This is a genomic window from Bacillus sp. UNC41MFS5, assembly GCF_000686805.1.
This window is the reverse complement of the sequence record NZ_KK366017.1, coordinates 426365-447248: the sequence shown is the minus strand read 5'-3', so window position 1 is coordinate 447248 and position 20884 is coordinate 426365. Positions and strand designations below refer to the sequence as shown.

Annotated in this window: 24 protein-coding genes; 6 read left to right on the top strand and 18 right to left on the bottom strand. The window is 37.6% G+C overall.

Features of this window, described 5'->3' with window-relative positions; all coding sequences use genetic code 11:
- Positions 1 to 15: 15 nt before the first annotated feature.
- The 6 genes from BR30_RS0118550 to BR30_RS0118525 form a co-directional block, all read right to left on the bottom strand.
- Positions 16 to 801 (bottom strand): SDR family oxidoreductase, encoded by a 786-nt coding sequence (locus tag BR30_RS0118550; protein ID WP_026566283.1) that lies wholly within the window; start codon positions 799 to 801, stop codon positions 16 to 18.
- 125 nt (positions 802 to 926) lie between these two features.
- Positions 927 to 1562 (bottom strand): FMN-dependent NADH-azoreductase, encoded by a 636-nt coding sequence (locus BR30_RS0118545; RefSeq protein ID WP_026566282.1) that lies wholly within the window; start codon positions 1560 to 1562, stop codon positions 927 to 929.
- A 107-nt stretch (positions 1563 to 1669) separates the two neighbouring features.
- Positions 1670 to 1816: a hypothetical protein gene (locus tag BR30_RS37390; protein ID WP_197032358.1), complete on the bottom strand. Its 147-nt coding sequence runs from the start codon at positions 1814 to 1816 to the stop codon at positions 1670 to 1672.
- 238 nt (positions 1817 to 2054) lie between these two features.
- A complete protein-coding gene (gene ptsP / locus BR30_RS0118535; RefSeq protein WP_026566281.1) occupies positions 2055 to 3767 on the bottom strand; it encodes a phosphoenolpyruvate--protein phosphotransferase in 1713 nt (570 codons plus the stop codon).
- Positions 3767 to 4033, bottom strand: a complete 267-nt coding sequence (locus BR30_RS0118530) for a phosphocarrier protein HPr (protein WP_026566280.1) — start codon at positions 4031 to 4033, stop codon at positions 3767 to 3769. Before BR30_RS0118530 ends, ptsP begins: the two co-directional genes overlap by 1 nt.
- A gap of 395 nt (positions 4034 to 4428) precedes the next feature.
- On the bottom strand, positions 4429 to 4623 hold the full coding sequence (locus tag BR30_RS0118525) for a hypothetical protein (protein WP_026566279.1): 195 nt from the start codon (positions 4621 to 4623) through the stop codon (positions 4429 to 4431).
- A 250-nt stretch (positions 4624 to 4873) separates the two neighbouring features.
- On the opposite strand from BR30_RS0118525, the gene BR30_RS0118520 reads away from it, so the two are divergent.
- A complete protein-coding gene (locus BR30_RS0118520) occupies positions 4874 to 5062 on the top strand; it encodes a YkvS family protein (protein ID WP_026566278.1) in 189 nt (62 codons plus the stop codon).
- 61 nt (positions 5063 to 5123) lie between these two features.
- Here BR30_RS0118520 and BR30_RS38020 read toward each other — a convergent pair whose 3' ends face one another.
- Positions 5124 to 5243, bottom strand: a complete 120-nt coding sequence (locus BR30_RS38020; protein WP_222127323.1) for a DUF6254 family protein — start codon at positions 5241 to 5243, stop codon at positions 5124 to 5126.
- Between the two features lie 145 nt (positions 5244 to 5388).
- On the opposite strand from BR30_RS38020, the gene BR30_RS0118510 reads away from it, so the two are divergent.
- Positions 5389 to 6000, top strand: a complete 612-nt coding sequence (locus tag BR30_RS0118510; RefSeq protein ID WP_026566277.1) for a CPBP family intramembrane glutamic endopeptidase — start codon at positions 5389 to 5391, stop codon at positions 5998 to 6000.
- Between the two features lie 32 nt (positions 6001 to 6032).
- On the opposite strand, the gene BR30_RS0118505 is transcribed toward BR30_RS0118510, so the two are convergent.
- The gene (locus tag BR30_RS0118505) at positions 6033 to 7082 is read right to left on the bottom strand and encodes a YkvI family membrane protein (RefSeq protein WP_026566276.1); all 1050 of its coding nucleotides are present in this window, start codon (positions 7080 to 7082) and stop codon (positions 6033 to 6035) included.
- Positions 7083 to 7274: 192 nt separating this feature from the next.
- Between BR30_RS0118505 and BR30_RS0118500 the strand changes: the two genes are divergently transcribed.
- Complete coding sequence (locus tag BR30_RS0118500; protein WP_026566275.1) at positions 7275 to 9428, top strand: ATP-dependent Clp protease ATP-binding subunit; 2154 nt, start codon at positions 7275 to 7277, stop codon at positions 9426 to 9428.
- A gap of 50 nt (positions 9429 to 9478) precedes the next feature.
- On the opposite strand, the gene BR30_RS0118495 is transcribed toward BR30_RS0118500, so the two are convergent.
- From BR30_RS0118495 to BR30_RS38015, 3 genes are all read right to left on the bottom strand, one after another.
- Positions 9479 to 11173: a M3 family oligoendopeptidase gene (locus BR30_RS0118495; protein WP_026566274.1), complete on the bottom strand. Its 1695-nt coding sequence runs from the start codon at positions 11171 to 11173 to the stop codon at positions 9479 to 9481.
- 96 nt (positions 11174 to 11269) lie between these two features.
- Positions 11270 to 11710, bottom strand: a complete 441-nt coding sequence (locus BR30_RS0118490) for a MarR family winged helix-turn-helix transcriptional regulator (protein ID WP_026566273.1) — start codon at positions 11708 to 11710, stop codon at positions 11270 to 11272.
- Between the two features lie 14 nt (positions 11711 to 11724).
- On the bottom strand, positions 11725 to 11880 hold the full coding sequence (locus BR30_RS38015) for a hypothetical protein (RefSeq protein WP_155928722.1): 156 nt from the start codon (positions 11878 to 11880) through the stop codon (positions 11725 to 11727).
- 245 nt (positions 11881 to 12125) lie between these two features.
- Between BR30_RS38015 and BR30_RS0118485 the strand changes: the two genes are divergently transcribed.
- Positions 12126 to 13367, top strand: a complete 1242-nt coding sequence (locus tag BR30_RS0118485; RefSeq protein WP_026566272.1) for an MFS transporter — start codon at positions 12126 to 12128, stop codon at positions 13365 to 13367.
- Positions 13368 to 13392: 25 nt separating this feature from the next.
- Here BR30_RS0118485 and BR30_RS0118480 read toward each other — a convergent pair whose 3' ends face one another.
- A complete protein-coding gene (locus tag BR30_RS0118480; protein ID WP_231507749.1) occupies positions 13393 to 13914 on the bottom strand; it encodes a hemerythrin domain-containing protein in 522 nt (173 codons plus the stop codon).
- 223 nt (positions 13915 to 14137) lie between these two features.
- On the opposite strand from BR30_RS0118480, the gene BR30_RS35345 reads away from it, so the two are divergent.
- Positions 14138 to 14485, top strand: coding sequence for a hypothetical protein (locus BR30_RS35345; RefSeq protein WP_051633679.1), 348 nt, complete (start codon positions 14138 to 14140; stop codon positions 14483 to 14485).
- Positions 14486 to 14620: 135 nt separating this feature from the next.
- Here the strand turns inward: BR30_RS35345 and BR30_RS0118470 are convergent, their stop codons facing one another.
- The 4 genes from BR30_RS0118470 to BR30_RS0118455 are packed head-to-tail and all read right to left on the bottom strand — an operon-like array spanning position 14621 to position 18084.
- Positions 14621 to 14905, bottom strand: coding sequence for a ferredoxin family protein (locus tag BR30_RS0118470; protein ID WP_026566270.1), 285 nt, complete (start codon positions 14903 to 14905; stop codon positions 14621 to 14623).
- On the bottom strand, positions 14905 to 16200 hold the full coding sequence (locus tag BR30_RS0118465) for an FAD-dependent oxidoreductase (protein WP_026566269.1): 1296 nt from the start codon (positions 16198 to 16200) through the stop codon (positions 14905 to 14907). Before BR30_RS0118465 ends, BR30_RS0118470 begins: the two co-directional genes overlap by 1 nt.
- Positions 16193 to 17224 (bottom strand): electron transfer flavoprotein subunit alpha/FixB family protein, encoded by a 1032-nt coding sequence (locus BR30_RS0118460; RefSeq protein WP_026566268.1) that lies wholly within the window; start codon positions 17222 to 17224, stop codon positions 16193 to 16195. The genes BR30_RS0118465 and BR30_RS0118460 overlap by 8 nt, the downstream gene beginning before the upstream one ends.
- A gap of 35 nt (positions 17225 to 17259) precedes the next feature.
- Positions 17260 to 18084 (bottom strand): electron transfer flavoprotein subunit beta/FixA family protein, encoded by an 825-nt coding sequence (locus BR30_RS0118455; RefSeq protein ID WP_026566267.1) that lies wholly within the window; start codon positions 18082 to 18084, stop codon positions 17260 to 17262.
- A 407-nt stretch (positions 18085 to 18491) separates the two neighbouring features.
- Between BR30_RS0118455 and BR30_RS0118450 the strand changes: the two genes are divergently transcribed.
- Positions 18492 to 19226 carry a ZIP family metal transporter gene (locus BR30_RS0118450; RefSeq protein ID WP_026566266.1) on the top strand — a complete coding sequence of 245 codons (735 nt, stop codon included), beginning with the start codon at positions 18492 to 18494 and terminating at the stop codon, positions 19224 to 19226.
- Positions 19227 to 19271: 45 nt separating this feature from the next.
- On the opposite strand, the gene BR30_RS0118445 is transcribed toward BR30_RS0118450, so the two are convergent.
- A complete protein-coding gene (locus tag BR30_RS0118445; protein ID WP_026566265.1) occupies positions 19272 to 19514 on the bottom strand; it encodes an aspartyl-phosphate phosphatase Spo0E family protein in 243 nt (80 codons plus the stop codon).
- Between the two features lie 827 nt (positions 19515 to 20341).
- Positions 20342 to 20872 carry a 1,2-dihydroxy-3-keto-5-methylthiopentene dioxygenase gene (locus BR30_RS0118440; protein WP_026566264.1) on the bottom strand — a complete coding sequence of 177 codons (531 nt, stop codon included), beginning with the start codon at positions 20870 to 20872 and terminating at the stop codon, positions 20342 to 20344.
- Positions 20873 to 20884 lie beyond the last annotated feature (12 nt).

The window sequence follows — 20884 nt, the reverse complement described above, 5'->3', positions numbered from 1 at the left end:
GAAAAAACTTTGTTTCTAGATTGCTTTGATCATCCCTCCATCTACTAAAAATGAACTGCCTGTCATATAGGAATTAGCATCAGATAACAGGAATGCCGCAACATTTGCAAATTCCTCAGGAGTTCCGTATCTCTTTAAGGGAATTCCTTCTTTAGCCTTTAATGCAACTGTTTCCCTGTCAACCCCTAATTTATCTGCGTTTACTTGATCTAAATGATTCACGCGGTCCGTTGCAATTCGACCAGGTGCAATGGTATTAATTAAAATATTATATGGTGCTAACTCCGACGCTAGTGTCTTTGAAAGTCCAACAATACCAGTCCGGAAAGTGTTTGAAAGAATTAATCCCGGAATCGGTTCTTTAATTGAAGTAGATGCGATATTAAGAATTTTCCCGCCTTGTTGTTTTAAATAGGGCAATGCTGCACGAATCATTCGAACGTAGGATAATAAATTCAATTCAAAGGAATTCTGCCATTCTTCATCTGTTAATTCTTCAAACGAACCTGCTGGAGGACCTCCAGCATTGTTTACTAGCAAATCAATTCTTTGAAATGTATCTGAGGTTACTTTTACCAACTGATTAATATCCTTAACATTCATTATGTCAGTTTTTTGGTAGGCTACTTTTCCTATACCGATAGATTCAAGCTGACTTGCTTTCTGTCTCAGCTTTTCCTCCTCACGTCCAGAAATCATAACATTTGCTCCCTCTTTTACTAAACGTTCAGCTATTGCAAACCCTAGACCCTGGCTAGAAGCAACAACCAAAGCTGTTTTACCAGTTAAATTCAACTCCATCGTGTTCGATTCCTCCTTCATAAATCTACTACTAGTATACAGGATAAATCGAGGGAATACTTGGTAAAAGTTCATAAAAAAGAGACAGATTTATTCTGCCTCTTATCCACAAACTAGAGATACTTTTAAAAGGTATGTGCCAAATCTTTTGCTCTTGCAATTGCATTTTCTTTAATTTCTTGTGCCTTGTCAGGCACGGCATTATGACCTTCTACAAACAACCCTTCAAGGGAAGGAACTCCAAAGAAACTCATCATCACATTAATATAACGGTGTCCCATTTCCATCTCCGCAGCAGGCCCCTCTGAGTAAAATCCACCTCTTGCTTGTATATGCAAGGCTTTTTTATCCGTCAATAGTCCTATTGGACCCTTTTCCGTATATTTAAAAGTCTTTCCTGCAACTGCTACTGAATCAAGATAAGCCTTCATAATGGGTGGAAACGAGAAGTTCCATAAAGGCGTGACAAATACATATTTATCTGCACCTACAAACTGCTCACTTAACTCGTTAAGACGGCTGACTTTTTGCTTTTCTTCTCCTGTTAGTTCATCAAAGCCTTGACCGGAACGGAGCTTCCCCCAGCCGCTAAAAACATCAGCATCAATATGAGGTATATTTTCTTTATACAAATCTAGATGTATAACCTCATCACCGGAATTAACTTGTTTATAGCTATCAATAAAAGCCTTCCCTACTGCCATACTATAGGACTGTGTTTCATTGTGAGGATGTGCCGTGATATACAAAACGCGTACCATTCATACTCCACCTTTCATTTGAATAATGACAATATTATTATCAGTTAAAAGGTAGGAAAATAATCAAAAAGGATTTGCCCGAAGACAAATCCTTTTTCTTACATCATTTATTCATTTGTATCTAGGGAGTAAGGGTTTCGACCAATATTACTTCTCATTTCATCAGTCATTTGGAATGGTTCATTAACCAATGTCTCATTTGTTGCTTGACCTAGTTGTGAACTTCCATCATAATGTACAGGTTTTTGTTCCATATTTCCTTTCACCTCCACCATTACTACTATATTATGTACAATTTTCACCTAATAACTTTCCTATTTTTGTCTATTAATCATTCAAAAGAACTGTCAAAAAATAGGTATTAGGTTTCACTTGTTATTATACTCAAAAATCGATAATAAAAAAGATAAATAATATGAAAAATCAAAAAAATATAGGCATGATTCACAAAAAGACCGGCTAATCATTAGCCGGTCTTTCCGTTTCTAATATTTACTTTGTAGCAGCATTAACTGCTTCGATAACCTGATCAGTTGTTTGCATATTTAAAACTTCTTGGGCAAGCTTTTCCATATCAGATTTTTTCAAATTCCTGATTTGAGAACGAGCTTTTAAGATGGATGTAGCACTCATTGAAAATTCATCAAGTCCAAGTCCGATGAGAACTGGAATGGCTGTTTCATCTCCTGCCATTTCCCCACACATACCTGTCCATTTTCCTTGTGCATGTGATGCATCAATAACCATTTTTACTAATCGTAAAATGGATGGGCTATATGGCTGGTACAAGTAAGAAACACGCTGATTCATTCGGTCTGCAGCCATTGTATATTGAATTAAATCATTTGTACCGATACTAAAGAAGTCTACTTCTTTTGCAAATTGATCCGCTAAGATAGCCGTTGACGGGATTTCAACCATAATACCAAGTTCAATACCTTCGGCAACTTTCTGACCTTCTGCAAGTAGTTTTTGCTTTTCTTCTTCAAGAATCGTTTTGGCAGCACGGAACTCATCTAGAGTTGCAATCATTGGGAACATGATTTTTAAGTTTCCATAGTTGCTAGCACGTAGCAGTGCTCTAAGCTGAGTTCGGAAGATGCCTTGCTCTTCTAAACATAAGCGAATTGCCCGGAAGCCTAAAAATGGATTCATTTCCTTTGGTAGATCCAAATAAGGAAGTTCCTTATCTCCACCGATATCTAGGGTACGAACAACCACTGGCTTACCATTTAAACCCTCTAAAACAGCCTTGTAGGATTCAAACTGTTCTTCTTCTGTTGGTAGTTGATCTCTTCCCATATAGAGGAATTCAGTCCGATAAAGACCTACACCCTCACCGCCATTTTCAATAACTCCTTTTAAATCCTTTGGAGTTCCTATATTGGCTACTAATTCAACATGGTGATCATCATTTGTTACAGTTGGTTCATTGACAAGCTTGGCCCATTCGGCTTTTTGAACTTCGTATTCGTTATGAATTTTACGGTACTGTTCAACAAGCTCAGGTGTTGGGTTAATATGTACCTCGCCCTTTAGTCCATCAACAATGACAAGATCTCCATTATTGATTTCCTCTGTCGCTGCCTTGGTTCCAACTACCGCTGGAATTTCCATTGAACGAGCCATGATGGCTGAATGTGAGGTACGTCCACCAATGTTTGTTGTGAATCCTAAGACAAATTGTCTGTTTAATTGTGCTGTGTCGGAAGGCGTTAAGTCTTCAGCTACAATAATCACTTCTTCAGCAATCATACTTGGATTAACAAGCTGCACACCTAATAGATGAGCTAATACACGCTTCGTTACATCACGAATATCTGCTGCACGTTCTTTCATATATTCATTATCCATCTGTTCAAACATCATAATGAACATATCTGCTGTTTCCTTTAATGCAGATTCAGCATTTACTTTTTCAGACTGAATTTTATCTTCAATGGGTGAATTTAATTCAGGGTCACTTAATACAAGTAGATGTGCTTCAAAAATCGCTGCTTTATCAGCTCCAAGCTCTACTTTGGCACGGTCACGAATTGCTTCGAGTTCTGTTTTAGATTTCTCTATTGCCATGCGGAAACGGTCAACCTCTGCAGCAGCATCATCAATTGTTCTAGATTCAAAAGATAAATCTGGCTCAACAAGACGGTATGCTTTTGCAATAGCAATCCCGTTTGATGCGGCTATTCCCTGTAAAAAAGTCATTATTCTGCCAATCCTTCTTTTTTCAATGTCTCTTCAAGGCTATTTAATGCATCGTTTGCATCGTTTCCTTCTGCTGAAATGGTAATATCAGCTCCTTGGCCAACACCTAGAGACATAACGCCCATAATTGATTTTAAGTTAACTTTTTTACCTTTATATTCTAAATGAATCTCAGAATCAAATCTGCTTGCTGTTTGGACTAATAAAGTTGCTGGTCTAGCGTGAATTCCTGTTTCTGCGACTATTTTAAATTGCTTTTCTGACATGCTAATCAAACTCCTTTAGTATTTATATAAGATTCAAACTTGCTTCATTAAAAATAAACATTTCTCATCATTTAGTCAACTAAATCGATAACTAACTAAAGAGTAAAATCATCTCTTTTCAGCTATTTTTTCCAAAAAAGAAACAAACATGTAATGATTATTTACTCTGATGATAATGTTTTGGTTCATACAATTGATAGAATATCATTTTCTTGCTATTCAAACAACTGAAAAAGCTAATTTATATTTTATGTCACAAATCTGTCAAAAACAATCAAATTTTAATAAAACAACCAAAAACCTTCAACATAATTTCGACAGCTTTTTAATTATCCAAATTTTTATTGATATATAGAAGAAGAACTCCCTTATTAAGAGTTCTTCTGAGTTAGTCATTAACTTCTTGGTTCTTTTAGATATTGATACAATACATCTCCGCCCCTTTGACCAATCCCGCGGAAATGCTTAAAATCTGTTCTTTTCACCAGCACCTGACGAAATTCCATAAACTGATCGTTAGTGACATAATACTCTGAAAGTTCTCCTGTCATAAGGCGATCCAAAATATCTGTAATCATTTCTTCCGTCATTCCAAACACCACCTTTACCTAGTTTTATTTTAGCGCAACCGCATTTCCTTAAGCCAACATTGTAAATTTCTTTCACGATAATTGAAAGCGTTTCCGATTCTTTTGTTGCCTTTTTTCTCATATAATTATATTGTTAATAAAGAATTAACATAATTGTCAAATAAAAGGCTTTACGAAACGAAAAAAGTAGTGCAAACTGTTATTTAACTGGATTTTATTTATAGTTTTTGAGGCAAAGGAGAGAGACATTATGAGAAAAGCAGAAGTTGGAAATATCATAGAATTCCGTGGTGGCTTGAAAGGGATTGTTGAAAAGGTAAATGAAAATTCTGTCATTGTCGACCTAACAGTTATGGATAATTATCGTGATTTAGAATTGGATCAGCGAACTGTTGTCAATCACAAAAACTATAAAGTTATAAAAGAAAGCGCTTATTAAAATAATAGAATACTAGAAAAGGCAGTCCTCATTAAGGCTGCCTTTTCTTTTTTGACCTTAGTTATTGGCCCTTTCCAGCTTCATTTGCCAATTGCTTTTTTGTTTTTACTTTTCCATGTGGATTTTGATCTTGTTTCCGGACTGTCCATTCTCTTTCTTGTTCACTTTTTGATTTGCTCAATTCATTCACTCCCTTCCTTTTTTATTTTTTTCTATTCTTTATGTTCTAACCTAACGAAACAGTAAAATTAGAGATGTAATGATTTCCATTTGAAAAACTTATTTGATAAAATAAATTTTATGTTTTCTAAAAAGGAGATCGCGTAATGAAGAAATTCTTCCAAGACCCGCGCATATTGATTGGTTTAATTATTGCACATATACTTTTATTTTTTTCATTTCATGATAAAGCGATCTTTTGGTATATTTTTGCTGGTTCGATTCTAATCTTAATCGCTTATGCTATGTTTCAAGAAGAGGTGGATGATAACTTATCCCTTATTCAGTATATTTTTCTTGGGGCACTAACTGGTTTAATATTATATAGTATCTTTTGGCTTGGGATCCGTGGAATGAAGATACTGCATCTACCCTATGATACAAGTCTTAAGAACCTATATAAATGGTTTGCTCCTACAATATTTTGGCAATATCTTGCCCTTGTATTAGTTGCAGCCCCAGGAGAAGAACTTTTCTGGCGAGGTTTTATTCAAAAAAGATTGAGCAAGATGTTTAAGCCAGGGTTCAGTATTTTGGTAGCGTCAATCCTGTACGCTTCCGTCCATATTTATGCAGGCTCATTTTTATTAGTTCTTGCGGCCTTTATTTCTGGTGTAGTTTGGGGATATCTGTATCTATGGAAAAAGAGCATGCCTTTGGTGATTGTTTCTCATATCATTTTTGACTTGATGATGTTTATTTTCTTACCTTTGCATTAAAAAGCAGTTGCTCTCCTGAACAACTGCTTTTTTTATTTTCTGACACTTGTTGGTAATGGCTTTATCCAAAGTAAAACAAAAAAAATCATGCAAATATACCCAAATAAAGGATATAAATAGGAGAGCAGCGTACCATAATTTACAAGGCTGATCAGATAAGAAACAACAAAAATGAGCGTTACAGATAGGATTGTCGGAATAGACGAGTATTGTTTTAACTGCCGATCGAGTCCAAAGACATTTCCAATCACAGAGGTGAAAATTTCTCCATAAATAACGAGAACAAAAATCCAAAATAAAAAAGGAGCTAAATTTTTCATGACAATGGCCATTGGGATGTTATATATTTCTAAACTAGGGAGCATGATTAACGAAAAATGACTGGCAATTAAGATTATAGTTAAAGCAGCCCCTCCAAGAATTCCTCCCCATTTAATCGTCCAATCATCCTTCACTTCAGTAGCAATTGGCACTAAAACTGCTTGAGATAGACCAAGATTTAATGCAACATACGAAAATGGGGCGATGACACTCCTCCAGCCATCATCCGCATGCGGAATAAATAGCAATTTATCTATAAAGTGGGGCATTTGCACTGAAAAGAGCATTAATATTAGGCTGAAAGTTATCATAAGAGGAACAACAAACGTATTAACTGCAAAAAGACCTTTTGTTCCAACTAACATGACCAAAAAGGATAAAAAAATGGTCAAGAAAACGCCGGCTGCTTTCGGCAAACCTAACTGTTCCTCAAACACGGCCCCGGCTCCTGAAAGCATAACTGCACTAACTCCAAGAAGCATAAAAAGCATAAAGATATTAATGACACGACTTGGCCATTTGCCAAATAAATACTCATTAAACTCTTGATAGGATTTTGCATTTATATGTGCAGCCATTCTCATTAGTTTCGACCCCAATGAAATAAAGAGATATCCGCTCATTATTATACTTATTAAGCCAAAGAAACCAAACCGTGAAAAAAATTCAACGATTTCTTTTCCCGTGGCGAAGCCAGCCCCTACTACAGTCCCTACATAGACTGCAGCTATTTGAAATGCTTGTGTCCATTCCCTCTTCACATCATCTCCTCCTTATCATCAATATATGATGATAAGGACAAACAAAGACGAGCTTTTTTCCTTAATTAGAAAGCATTACCAAAACAAATCACTTGAAAGTCAAAAAAGGTCAGAGTATACTATCGTCATAAGGTCAAATATAGTCAAAGTCAAACTATAAAATTTAATTTTTTAATAGGAGGGTATTTACTTATGCTTTGTCAACAATGTAATGAGAATAATGCAAACATACAATTAAACATGATAATTAATGGACAGCGTAAGGAAATCAAACTCTGTCATGAATGTTATTTAAAAGAAACGCAAACCCTTGGAGCCGGATTTGGTCAAAATATAAGCAATTTCCAAGGTTTCCCATTTGAAAACTTTTTCATGTCTAATACAACCCCTGGTAAGGATGACAGCAGTCAACCTGTTACACAACCTGGGAGAAAAAGCGGACATAGTGGTTTTATTGATCAATTTGGACGAAATTTAACTCAAATGGCCAAAGCAGGTTTAATTGATCCTGTTATTGGCCGCGATGGAGAAGTAAAGCGTGTCATCGAAATTCTAAATAGACGGAATAAGAATAATCCAGTATTAATTGGTGAACCAGGAGTCGGAAAAACGGCGATTGCTGAGGGTCTTGCACAGAAGATTGCAGAAGGAGATGTTCCCGGCAAATTACGTAATAAAGAGGTATATTTATTGGACGTCGCTTCCCTTGTTGCCAATACAGGAATCCGCGGTCAATTTGAAGAGAGAATGAAACAACTCATTTCAGAATTACAAGCCCGGAAAAATATTATTCTTTTCATCGATGAAATTCACCTACTTGTCGGTGCTGGCTCCGCTGAGGGTTCAATGGATGCAGGAAATATCTTAAAACCTGCCCTGGCCCGCGGTGAGCTTCAAGTGGTTGGTGCAACCACACTTAAAGAGTATCGACAAATCGAAAAAGATTCCGCTTTAGAACGACGCTTCCAGCCCGTTCAAGTTCTTGAACCAACACCAGAGGCTGCAATTGATATTTTAAAAGGGATACAAAAGAAATATGAAGATTATCACCAAGTGACCTATTCCGATCAAGCGATTCTTGCCTGTGTTCAATTGTCACATCGATATATCCAGGACCGCTTCTTACCTGACAAGGCCATTGATTTGCTGGATGAAGCTGGTTCAAAATTAAATCTTATTTCAGATTATCAAAACAATGAACAAATTGAACAGCGCTTAAAAGAGATTGGTGTTGAAAAAGAAGAGGCACTGAAAAACGAGAATTATGAAAAGGCAGCTACTCTTCGCGATGAAGAAGCCAAAATTGAAAAAGCATTAAATATGGTTTCAGGTATGGAGAGACCCCTTGTGGATGTATCTCATATCCAAGAAATCATCGAAGAAAAAACAGGTATTCCAGTTGGAAAGCTACAACAAGATGAACAGTTAAAAATGAAATCTTTAGAAGAGAATCTAAAATCTAAGGTTATCGGCCAGGAAACAGCTGCAAAAAAAGTAGCTAAAGCAATTAGACGCAGTCGTGCCGGCTTAAAATCAAAACATCGTCCAATCGGTTCCTTCTTATTTGTTGGACCAACCGGAGTTGGTAAAACAGAATTAACTAAAACACTTGCCGTAGAACTATTTGGCTCTAAGGATTCGATGATTCGCCTTGATATGAGTGAATACATGGAAAAACATAGTATCTCTAAATTGATTGGCTCACCTCCTGGCTATGTAGGTCACGAAGAAGCAGGACAGCTAACAGAAAAAGTACGCAGAAACCCTTACAACATTATTCTATTAGATGAAATTGAAAAGGCACATCCAGATGTTCAACATCTTTTCCTGCAAATTCTTGAGGATGGGCGCCTGACGGATAGTCAAGGAAGAATTGTCAGCTTTAAGGATTCCGTAATCATTATGACAAGCAATGCTGGCGTGGGCCACAAGACCGTCCATGTTGGATTCGGTACAAACGAGGCGATTGAAGAAGCTAGTATCCTTGACTCACTTGGCACTTTCTTTAAACCTGAATTCTTGAATCGCTTCGACAGTATCATTGAGTTTAATTCACTAGGCAAAGAGCATATCCTTTATATTGTCGATTTAATGATTAATGAATTACAAGAAACGCTTACGGAACAAAAGATTGAATTAACGGTGACCCAAGAAGCAAGAGAAAAACTTGCAAGGCTTGGATACCATCCAGCTTTCGGGGCACGCCCTCTCCGCCGTGTCATCCAAGAGCAGCTTGAAGATAAAATAGCGGATTTTATCTTAGAGCAGCCAGAGGTTACAAGATTAACTGCTATTGTTGAAGAAGATGAGCTAAAAGTTGTTTCTCATGTTACTGTGGTTAAATAAATAAAAGCGAGGCCATTCTAGAAATTCTAGACTGGCTTCGCTTTTTTTATTTATAGATTTTTATCATCTACAGAGTTTAACCAATTTTCAATCACACCCACTACCGATTCCACACAACCAGCCTCAAATGGCGAGATTAAATTCGCCGCTTCAACTAACTTAGTAAATGACATACTACCGCCTAATTTGCATAGCTTCACATAGTCTGCCCATGCTTCCTCTTGATTATCTCTGGAGCGCTTCCAGAATTGAAAGGCACAAATTTGCGCAAGTGTATAATCAATGTAGTAAAACGGTGAATTATAGATATGGCCTTGACGCTGCCAGAAGCCGCCATTTTCTAGGTATTCATTTCCGTCGTAATCTTTATGAGGTAAGTACTTTTTCTCAATTTCACGCCATTGAAGCTTTCGCTCTTTTGGTGTAGCTTCTGGGTTTTCATAGACCCAATGTTGGAATTCATCAACGGAAACCCCATAAGGCAGGAATAACAGGGCATCACTTAGATGAGAAAACTTGTACTTATCGGTGTCTTCCTTAAAGAACAAATCCATCCATGGCCAAGTGAAAAATTCCATACTCATTGAATGAATTTCACATGCCTCGTATGTTGGCCAAGCATATTCAGGAATCTCAAATTGACGACTCGAATAAACTTGGAATGCATGACCAGCCTCATGTGTTAGAACATCAATATCTCCAGATGTACCGTTGAAATTTGAAAAAATGAAAGGTGCTTTATAATTTTCAATAAAAGTACAATAGCCACCGCCGGCTTTTCCCTTCTTCGCCACAAGATCCATCAAATTATTTTCTTGCATAAATTGAAAAAATGCTCCAGTTTCTTGTGAAAGGTCCTCATACATTTGCTGCCCATTTTCAATAATCCATTCCGGAGTGCCCTTTGGAGTGGCGTTTCCAGTTTGAAAATTAAAAGATTCGTCGTAATATTTAAGCTTATCGAGACCGATTCTTTCCTGTTGGCGCACCTTTAATTTTGTTGCAATTGGAACAATATATTCCTTAACTTGATTACGGAAATTGGCAACCATTTCTGCATTGTAATCGGTTCTCATCATTCGATAATAACCAAGTTCAACAAAGTTCTTAAAACCAAGTTTCTGAGCGATTTCAGTCCTTACTTTAACAAGGTCATCAAAAATGCGATCAAACTCTGCTTCATGTTCAACCATAAAGCCAAATTTCGCTTCATTTGCTCTTTTTCTCATTTCTCTGTCAGTTGATTGAGCGAACGGCTCTAATTGGGCTAGAGTTCTTTCTTCCCCTTCGAAATCAATCTTTGCAGATGCCATTAGCTTCGTATATTCGGTTGACAACCGATTTTCTTTCTGAAGTAAAGGAACAATTTCCGGTTTGAATGTCTTCAACTGTCCTTCGGCAAGGGCAAAAAGCTGTTTCCCCCATTTTGCTTCTAGTTGAGGCCGGAACTTAGAATCAACCAGTACTTGATAATACTTTGTCACTAACCCTTCAACTTCAGGTTGAATTTCATCCATATAATCCTGTTCTTCCTTGTAAAATTCATCATTCGTGTCAATTGAATGACGGATATAACAAAGGTTAAACATAGTCCCTAAGTCATTTCTTAGTTTATTAATTTCATTCATTACCGCGTTTTGTTCTTCTAGTGTAGCTGCATTTTTCAAATTCTCAATTGCAGAATTAAAGTTTTCTGTTACTTCTTCTAAATTTGGTCGTATGTATGTATAGTTTTCAAACCCCATCGAAACAACCCCTTTGTAAAATATTCCAACCTAATTATATTATATACTATCGGCTAACATTCCTGACAACAAAAAAAATACGACCAAATGGCCGTATTAGAATTTACCAGCAGGGATTCCCAGTTTTTTTAACAAGTCAATCGCCTCTAGTTTTTCAGATTCACCAAGCGATGACATGAGATTATTGATTTGCTCTGCATGTTCAGGGAAAATATCCTGAATAAATTTTTTCCCGTCTTCTGTGATTTGTGCGTAAGTGACACGGCGATCTTTCGGACAGGCAATTCTTCTTAACATCCCTTTTTGTTCTAGCTTGTCGACCACGTAAGTTATACTCCCACTTGCAAGCAAGATTTTCCCGCCAATTTGCTGCATGGGCTGGTCACCCTTATGATACAGAAGTTCCAGAACGGCAAATTCCGTAGGGTTTAACCCGTTAGCCTGGATTACTTTATTTACATGTTCGTTAATAGCTTTATATGCTCTTGAAAGGACGATAAAAAGCTTTAATGAATTAGCAGTTGAATTATTTTCCATAAAAAACTCATCCTTTAATTATTGTCTGTGTTAAACTTGTCTGTTGACTTCCGTTCCAGGCACTTCGCTTTCCACGGGCGTGCCGGGGAGCCTCCTCGTCGCTTTGCTCCTGCGGGGTCTCCCCTGCCCCGTACTCCCGCAGGAGTCTTCGTGCCCTCCACTCCAATCAACAGAGTGCCAAAAATAACACAGCCTATATTATAAAATAATTTTATCTATATAAGAGACCGGATCTTATAAATATCTTGATTTCAAGATTATTATAAAAAATTTTTGACGAGTTGTCAATTTACCCAACAAAGAAGAGATAAGAATTTTTATTGAATAAAGAATTAATATTTCTTATTTCCTTCATTCGATAGTAAAATAAGGTTAGCAAATATTTACTAACTACTTTAATAAAGAAGGGATGTTTATGAGTCAACAAGCAGTTTTACCATCACGCACACCCAATACTTCTGAAGCAACCATGTATAAAATTTTATTTATTATTGGATTATGCCATTTATTAAATGACGCCATTCAGGCTGTCGTCCCTGCAATGTTTCCTATTCTGGAAAAATCAATGGGACTGAGTTTCACTCAACTTGGGATAATTGCTTTTTCCTTAAATATGGTTTCGTCCGTTATGCAACCTATTGTTGGATTTTTTACCGACAAAAAACCATTGCCCTATGCACTGCCGGTTGGGCTCACTTTCACTTTAGTCGGTATTCTTGGATTAGGATTTGCTTCAAGCTTTGGATTGATCGTACTATCAGTTCTTTTCATCGGTCTTGGGTCAGCAGTATTTCATCCAGAAGGTTCTAGAGTTGCCTATATGGCAGCGGGAAATCGCCGTGGATTGGCTCAATCAATATATCAGGTCGGCGGTAACACAGGGCAGGCATTAGCCCCTTTAATTACAGCGTTAATATTAGTTCCACTGGGGCAAATTGGGGCTTCCTGGTTTACGGTTGTAGCTGCACTTGCGGTAATCTTATTGGTCTATATCGCTAATTGGTATAATCAGAGATTATTAGTTTCTCCAAATGTAGTAAAGAAAAAGAAATCTAGTGCAGGAACGAATACAGGGTTAACGAAAGAAGTAAAAACTACATTAGTTTTTATTCTGTTATTAATCTTTGCAAGAACTTGGTATACTTCTGGGATTACAAATTTTTATACTTTTTATGCAATTAAGGAATATTCCTTAACGATTAAACAGTCTCAGCTCTTCCTCTTCGCTTTTTTAGTTTCGGGCGCAGTCGGTACTTTTTTCGGAGGTCCACTTTCAGATCGTTTTGGAAAGAAAACCATCATTTCTATCTCAATGTTAGCGACCGTTCCCTTTTCTATTTTAATTCCATATGCACCGCCCACTCTGGCGTTTATTTTCCTGATTATGACTGGATTTATCTTAATGACTAGTTTCTCAGTTACGGTAGTATACGCTCAAGAATTAGTCCCAGGTAAAATTGGGACGATGTCAGGATTAACAGTTGGCCTTGCATTTGGAATGGGGGCAATTGGTTCTGTGGGCCTTGGTTATATTGCAGACTGGATTGGACTGCAATCAATGATACGATGGCTCGGAGTGCTGCCATTACTTGGTATAATAGCTTTCCTTCTTCCGACCGATAAAAAGATTTTGGATTGGAATAGGCAGGAAATATAAAAGGATGGGCACGGAGCCCATCCTTTTATATTTCCTGGATTTTTTGAAATAATTCTTCCTTTTCCTCGTCGGTAAGCATTCTTTCCGCCATTGGGAATAAAACATTTTCCTCTTTGGAGAAATGCTCTGTTAAGATAAAGTAAGCACTTTGAACTAGTTGTGCTGCTTGTTTCTTTTCTTCAATGGCCCCCGGTTCACTTCCTGCATTCGTAAGAAATTCTCCAATTTTGGATTTCGCTTGGTCATGCTCATACTCCATTACAGCAATAGGTCCTGATGTTGTTCCTATATAAACACCCATCATCGGAAAAAGAACGCCTTCTTCTCTTTCTGAATGGGGGTCTAATGCCGCCTTAAATTCCTTTACGATGGTAATTAATGCGGAAAAATTAGCCTCAATATCAATTTCTTGATCAATTTTTTGTGTTAACTCGTACATATCATTTAATTGCTTTAATAACGGAGGGTGTTCACCTTTTAATTGCTTAAGTCCTTTACTTAGTTCAGCTTGGGGCATGCCTCCAAACGCACTCATACAGCCACTCATCAACAATCACCTCAATCACTTTTATTGGTACAAGTATAAAATCAACCAGTAGTCAATGTAGTGACTTTGCTCACATTTTTGCAAAATTGTGAATCAATTAATGAAATTTTGTCAGTTTAATGAAAGCTCACTAATTTTTTTAATAATTTTAACATTTATCACACAAAAAAAGATTAAATGTTTCATATAATAGAGGTAGACAAATATTAGGGAGGGAAAAGAAATGAAAACCCCAAATTATCACGACTTTTATCAAAAGGCACTAATCCCCATTGGTGTAAATGACCAAATTGCCTTACAGGAATCCAGTGCATACTATGCGAACTCACCTTCAACCCATTGGCTGATTGCCGTAGAAGGGGTTCAACTCCCACAGACAAAAATATTTTTTCATTGGAAAGTAAGTATATACCCTGCTGATTGTGAAGGAGACTTCAATTGGAAAAATCCATATTATTGTTCTCCAAATATGGAGTTAATTGATCATGCAAACGCATTTGCATCATCTCTAGTTACAGCAGGCAAAAACGATAGACTTTCTTCAGCAACGCTTTTAGAGAAAATAAGCTAACCCCTAACAAATTACCATCTGCTTCACCTTCTTTTTACCCTCATTTGTGAAATAACCCACATATAGTAAAAATGAAAAATCTACATAAAAAAAGTGCTGTTTGCATGTTGCAGACAGCACTTTTTCATTTGAAACTTAGGCTAACCTAAATACAATTCCATGTCCGCCTTTAGGGTATTCCCATTTAATATTTTGATATGGGCAGCCAATCCGGCAGCTTCCGCATTCATGGCAGCCCTCATAGCCTACCTGCATGCGTGTTCCTTCCCACTTATAAACCTCAGCAGGGCAAAATACTGTACAAAGTTTATCGGGACATTTTGTCATGCAGACGTCATGATCCAGTACGGTCAAATGAGATTTTGTATCACATTTAAAACGGAGGAGATACTGTTTTTCCTCGATATTTTTCGTTGACATTATTTCACCGCCTTCCAAGCTCGATAAATATCTTGTATCACGCGTATAGTTCCACGTTCGGATGTCACACTCTTCATGATTTGTTTTTGTTTTTCCCGCTTTGGTGTTCCATCAACGGTAAAGAATTTGCTCATGGCTTTATTCATCATTGGAACATATTCATTAAAATATTGTGGATATTTCTCAAAGGTATGTGCAGCATCCTTATATTTCTCTAAATCTTTCATTATGAAACTACTATTCAGTGCCTCACGATAGCTATTTAAGCTTGATTCACTGAAATCTCCACGACTATGTGCCTGGACTACAGCTTCTGCTGCCATTTTTCCAGATGACATCGCCATGTTCGAACCTTCACGATGAATCGCATTGACCAGCTGTGCTGCATCTCCAACGACAATAACTCCATTTCCAGCCACTTTAGGAACGGAACGGTAGCCGCCTTCTGGTATAAGATGGGCAAGATATTCAGCAGATTCTCCCCCAGCGAGCATTGGTTTTACCATGGGATGAGTTTTTAAGTAGTCTAGGAGCTCATATGGCTTTATTTTCGCCTTGATCATACTCGATAGTGTTGTACCTACCCCAATATTTAAGCTTTCTTTATTGGTGTATACAAACGCTGTTCCGAGGTTTCCTTTTGTTGAATCACCAAAGATTTCAATCGTACACCCTTGATTATCTTCCAAATTAAAACGATCATTTATTTTTTCTTTTGGTAAATTAATCACTTCCATTACTGTTAAAGCAACTTCATCTGGTCGAAATTCTTTGTGGAAGCCTAACTGTTTTGAAAGGAGCGAGTTAACCCCGTCTGCAAGCACAACGACATTCGCATACACCTCACCATTTGGACGGTCAGTACGAACTCCAACGACCTTGCCGTTTTCAACTATACATTCAGTTACTACCGTTTCATTTATAAGGAGGGCACCTGCATCTACTGCCTTTTTGGCAAACCATTGGTCAAACTGTGCGCGTAAGACTGTAAAATTATTATATGGTTCTTTACCCCATTCGAGACCTTTGTAACCAAATTGAACAACAGATTCTTTATCCATCATCCAAAAACGCTGTTCAATAACTGGTCGTTCCAGAGGTGCTTCCTTCCAAAATTCAGGAACTAATTCTTCCATTTGCTTACGGTACAAAACCCCGCCCATTACGTTTTTAGCCCCAGGGTATTCCCCTCTTTCAAGTAGTAAAACGCTTAGTCCACTTTTTGCACAGGTGAGCGCACATGAAGTACCTGCTGGTCCAGCACCAACGACAATCACATCAAATTTTTCAGACATAACTCATTTCACCGCCTTTTACAGATCTTAGCTGCTTAAATTGTTCGATTAATTTTGGAATGATTTCCAGGGCATCTCCAACGATTCCATATGTCGCAACATCAAAAATAGGTGCATTGGGATCTTTGTTAATCGCAATAATTAAATCAGAATTTTTCATACCAACAACATGCTGAATGGCTCCAGATAAGGCAACGGCAAAATAAATTTTTGGAGTAACTGTTTCACCTGTTTGACCAATTTGAAGGTGATGCGGGAGCCAGCCAGCTTCAACAACATCACGTGTTCCACCAACGGTTGCTCCAATTGTCTCTGCAAATTCATAAAGTAGCTGGAAGTTTTGCAAATCCCCCAATCCTTTTCCACCACAGACGATGACATGGGCATCGGCTAAATTGACTTTATTTGTTACGTCATTCACAATTTGCAATACCTTTGTACGCATATCTTCTTCTTGAAGTGATATTTTTTCCTCAATGATTTTGCCTGTTCTCCCTGACTCTGGTTCTAATGCCTTCATTACTTTTGGTCTCACTGTTGCCATTTGCGGTCGATGTTTTTTACAAAGGATAGTTGCCATAATATTACCGCCAAAGGCAGGTCTGCTTGCTTCTAGCAATCTATTATCAATATCCACGTCTAGCATGGTTGTATCTGCCGTTAAACCTGTATTTAAATCTGTAGCTACAGCACTTGCTAAATCTTTCCCGTTAGGGGTTGCACCGTAAAGAATTATCTCTGGTTTGTATTTTTCAGCGAGGAACATTACGCCCTTCATATATGATTCTGTACGATAATTCTTTAAAACAGGATGATCAACCATATACACAATATCTGCGCCATAGGAAATGATTTTATTCTCCAATGGTTTTATTTCATGACCAAGTAAAAAGCCAGCTAATGGGACCTGTAATTTATCCGCTAACTTTCTTCCGGCACCTAGTAATTCTAGAGAAACGCCTTCGACCCTACCATCATTTTGTTCAATGAATACCCAGACTCCACGATAATCGTCTAGATTCATGTTAAATTCCCCCCTTGACAAAAAATTGCAACTTATTATTTAGCTGTCTGGATTGTTAATAGGTCCTTCTTCTCCATCAAAAGGTCCATAAGTTGCTTAACCTGCTCATCGGCAGCACCTTCTAGTCTCTTTCCACCTTCTGGACGAGGCGGTGTAAACATTTTCCCTACAATTGTTGGTGATCCTTTTAGTCCGAGCTGCGAACGTTCAACATTTTCAAAGTCACTTACTGCCCATATAGTAGGTTCATACCTTGCAGCTTTAATCATGTTGGGCATTGGTGAATACTCAATCTCATTAATCTCTTTTTCAACTGTTAATAAGCAAGGTATTTCTGACTGAATTAACTCATAGCCGTTTGTTAATTTTCGTTTTATCAGTACTGTCTTTTCTTTCTGATTGACCTCAGACACTTCAATTACATTGGTTATTGGCGGGATATCCATTCTTCTTGCGATTCCGGGCCCAACTTGTCCTGTATCACCATCGATTGCATGCTTTCCACAAATAATCATATCTACTGGGTGTTCTTTATTGATTTTTTCTAATGCTTTTGAAAGAGCGTAACTAGTTGCCAGTGTATCTGCGCCTGCAAAGGCACGGTCTGAAATGAGATATCCTTTATCTGCACCTATTTCTACACTTTTTTTAATGATATCAGTCGCTTGCGGCGGACCCATTGATAAAACGGAAATGGTCCCCCCAGTTTTTTCCTTGATTTTTACCGCTTCCTGAACAGCATGGGCATCGTAAGGGTTCAAGATGGCAGGTGCACTGCGGCGGTCGAGTGTGTTCGTTTTTGGGTTGATTTTAATAATTTTTGTATCGGGTACTTGTTTGACACATACGACAATATGCATGTAGGAATTTCCCTCCTCCATATGATCTCTAGAATTAGTGAAAGCGTTTGCTCCCTTATGGTTGAAAAATGCTTTTATTAACGATATATGTATCGCAACAGAAGCATAGTACCAAACAATGATAGATTTCTAATTTTCTTACTGGATTTTACTTAAACTAGTGATGATTAAAAGATTCCAAACAAATCTTTGTGCTGTATCTAAGAGGTAGTGTTAAAAGTATTAACAATTTGAAGTTATGACAAGTTGTGGTAAGATATGTAGTTAATCGTGATGTAAATATTTGATAAATAGTACTAATATAACTATATGAAATATTTAGATATAAACAATGATAAAAATCACAGTTCATGTCTAATTTTGTAGATGTCTTGTTTTGGATTATTGGATTAGGAAGGAAATATGTGATGAATGAGGTTATTATTGGCAGTGTACTTTCGGCGCTATCTACTGGGGCAGGTGCACTAATCATTCTTTTTATTCAACATTCTATTACACATCGTTGGAAGGATGTTTTATTAGCCTTTAGTGCTGGTATTATGATGGCAGCTTCTACGATAGGTTTGATCCCTGAGGCATTGAAATACGGTGGATTTGCATCACTTTTTGTAGGAATCTGTCTTGGAGTATGGACGCTGACTCTATTAGAAAAAAATATTCCTCATATAGACTTACAGCATAACAAAACTGGAATTCAATTTGACGAGAAAGCTCTTTTAATTATTTCTGCGATTACTCTGCATAATATTCCTGAAGGATTGTCAGTTGGCGTCAGCTACGCATCGGAGCAGGGCGATACTGGAAATCTTATCGCTCTGGCAATTGGATTTCAAAATGCACCGGAAGGCCTTCTTGTCGCCTTATTTTTAATTAATCAGCGGATTAGTAAGTGGAAGGCCTTCATTATAGCGACCTTAACGGGAGCCATTGAAATCGTTACATCATTATTAGGATATTTTTTGACATCCTATGTTCAGGGTCTTGTACCCTATGGGCTTTCTTTTGCAGCCGGAGCTATGCTCTTTATCATTTATAAGGAATTAATACCTGAAAGCCATGGAGACGGAAATGAGCGGGTGTCCACCTATGCATTTATCATGGGACTGCTGGTCATGGTGTACATTATTGATATTTTTTCATAGGATTTTAAACGGGGCCAAATCGATATGGATTTTTTCGAATTGTTATTAAACCAATATTTTAGGCCAAATCATAATCATCTGTTTAAAAGCAAACTTGATTTCATCATTTGGCCTGGAGGATCCTTTCATGGCCTTTTGATACTCGTTTATTAATTCATCCAGCTCTTGACTATATTTGATCGTTACTTCACTCGTAAACCCAAGTGAGTTGGCACTATTAATCATTAGTTGTCTTTTTTCCTTTATCTTTTCAATCATTTCATTATGGTTATTACAATGCTCGTACATGTGTATCCCCCTACCTATTACCCAATTACTGTAAACCACTAAAATTTAGACTACTTGATGAATTATGACAAGAATTTTGATAAAAGTAAACACATTCGCAAAAGTAGACAAAACATTCTATTTCTTTTGTTTTTCGACAATTTCCTCATGGAATATATCGATTTTGCGACAAAATTCCCCATTTTTCACAGAAGCCCTATTCCAGTATTATCTTTTTTCTTTAGGGCTTTGCGACAAGTCTGTTGATTTGCGCTCCAGGTGCTTCGCTTTCCGCGGGCGTGACGGCGAGCCTCCTCGTCGCTGCGCTCCTGCGGGGTCTCACCTGCCCCGTACTCCCGCAGGAGTCTTCGCACCTTCCGCTCCAATCAACATGTGTATCAATAAAGGTCTGCAACTCAATAAATATTAAGAATTCAATGTTTAAGCCAAACGAATCTAACCAAAGTGAATAGGAATATGTTTTTAGCGATGAATGAATAGGTTCTCCATATTGTAGCCTGCAAAAATATAATAAAGATTGCAACAAATAAAGAAAGAGGAGCAAAAGTGTGTGGCAATACTTGGGTTGATTTGACACCCTGTTGATTGGAGCGGAGGGCACTCGACTCCTGCGGGATAGAGAGGTCACGGGAGACCCCGCAGGCGCCAAAGCGCCGAGGAGGCTCCCGGACCTCCCCGCGGAAAGCGAGTGCCCGGAGCGGAAATCAACAGGCCCATTCGCAGAAACAATCAATTATTAAATCCTGATAAAAAAAATTGCCAAGAAAAATACACTTCTTGACAATCAAACTGGCTGCGGTTAACGACAGCCAGTTTTTCTCTTACTATTATTGAACTTCTAATCTCTCGTAAATCGGAACCCATCCTTCAGAGGTTACAAAGATTCTAACTGCGACAACTTTTCTGTCTTCTTCTAAGGTAAAATAGTGTCTCGTATTTTCCGGGACAGAAATCAAGTCGCCAGGATTTAGATGTACCTCAAAGAACTCACCATCTTTTCCTTGGATGACAAATACACCGTGACCACTGACAATAAAACGAACTTCATCATCTGTATGATGATGTTCGTTTTTAAAATTTGTCAGCAAGACATCCAAATTCGGAGTATTTTCTGACAAGGAAATGACATCCTGTGCTTTATAACCTCGTCTAGCAGAGATATCTGAGATTTCTTCAGCAAAAGCACTTAGAATTTCTTGTTTTTCTTCTTCACTCAACAGATACTTTTCTACCAGTTCAGATGGGAGTTTGCTAATATCCCAATTTTCATAAATAACTTCTTGTGATTCAAGGAAACTTGCTACCCTTCCTTGTTCGTGAATTTCATCTTCTTTGTTTTGAAATGTAATATATGCCATTTTTATTCTTCC

Coding starts and splice junctions, on each gene's coding strand:
- BR30_RS0118550 (WP_026566283.1), bottom strand. CDS start 801: ATGGAGTTGAATTTAACTGGTAAAACAGCTTTGGTTGTTGCTTCTAGC.
- BR30_RS0118545 (WP_026566282.1), bottom strand. CDS start 1,562: ATGGTACGCGTTTTGTATATCACGGCACATCCTCACAATGAAACACAG.
- BR30_RS37390 (WP_197032358.1), bottom strand. CDS start 1,816: ATGGAACAAAAACCTGTACATTATGATGGAAGTTCACAACTAGGTCAA.
- ptsP (WP_026566281.1), bottom strand. CDS start 3,767: ATGACTTTTTTACAGGGAATAGCCGCATCAAACGGGATTGCTATTGCA.
- BR30_RS0118530 (WP_026566280.1), bottom strand. CDS start 4,033: ATGTCAGAAAAGCAATTTAAAATAGTCGCAGAAACAGGAATTCACGCT.
- BR30_RS0118525 (WP_026566279.1), bottom strand. CDS start 4,623: ATGACGGAAGAAATGATTACAGATATTTTGGATCGCCTTATGACAGGA.
- BR30_RS0118520 (WP_026566278.1), top strand. CDS start 4,874: ATGAGAAAAGCAGAAGTTGGAAATATCATAGAATTCCGTGGTGGCTTG.
- BR30_RS0118510 (WP_026566277.1), top strand. CDS start 5,389: ATGAAGAAATTCTTCCAAGACCCGCGCATATTGATTGGTTTAATTATT.
- BR30_RS0118500 (WP_026566275.1), top strand. CDS start 7,275: ATGCTTTGTCAACAATGTAATGAGAATAATGCAAACATACAATTAAAC.
- BR30_RS0118495 (WP_026566274.1), bottom strand. CDS start 11,173: ATGGGGTTTGAAAACTATACATACATACGACCAAATTTAGAAGAAGTA.
- BR30_RS0118490 (WP_026566273.1), bottom strand. CDS start 11,710: ATGGAAAATAATTCAACTGCTAATTCATTAAAGCTTTTTATCGTCCTT.
- BR30_RS0118485 (WP_026566272.1), top strand. CDS start 12,126: ATGAGTCAACAAGCAGTTTTACCATCACGCACACCCAATACTTCTGAA.
- BR30_RS0118480 (WP_231507749.1), bottom strand. CDS start 13,914: ATGAGTGGCTGTATGAGTGCGTTTGGAGGCATGCCCCAAGCTGAACTA.
- BR30_RS35345 (WP_051633679.1), top strand. CDS start 14,138: ATGAAAACCCCAAATTATCACGACTTTTATCAAAAGGCACTAATCCCC.
- BR30_RS0118470 (WP_026566270.1), bottom strand. CDS start 14,905: ATGTCAACGAAAAATATCGAGGAAAAACAGTATCTCCTCCGTTTTAAA.
- BR30_RS0118465 (WP_026566269.1), bottom strand. CDS start 16,200: ATGTCTGAAAAATTTGATGTGATTGTCGTTGGTGCTGGACCAGCAGGT.
- BR30_RS0118460 (WP_026566268.1), bottom strand. CDS start 17,224: ATGAATCTAGACGATTATCGTGGAGTCTGGGTATTCATTGAACAAAAT.
- BR30_RS0118455 (WP_026566267.1), bottom strand. CDS start 18,084: ATGCATATTGTCGTATGTGTCAAACAAGTACCCGATACAAAAATTATT.
- BR30_RS0118450 (WP_026566266.1), top strand. CDS start 18,492: ATGAATGAGGTTATTATTGGCAGTGTACTTTCGGCGCTATCTACTGGG.
- BR30_RS0118445 (WP_026566265.1), bottom strand. CDS start 19,514: ATGTACGAGCATTGTAATAACCATAATGAAATGATTGAAAAGATAAAG.
- BR30_RS0118440 (WP_026566264.1), bottom strand. CDS start 20,872: ATGGCATATATTACATTTCAAAACAAAGAAGATGAAATTCACGAACAA.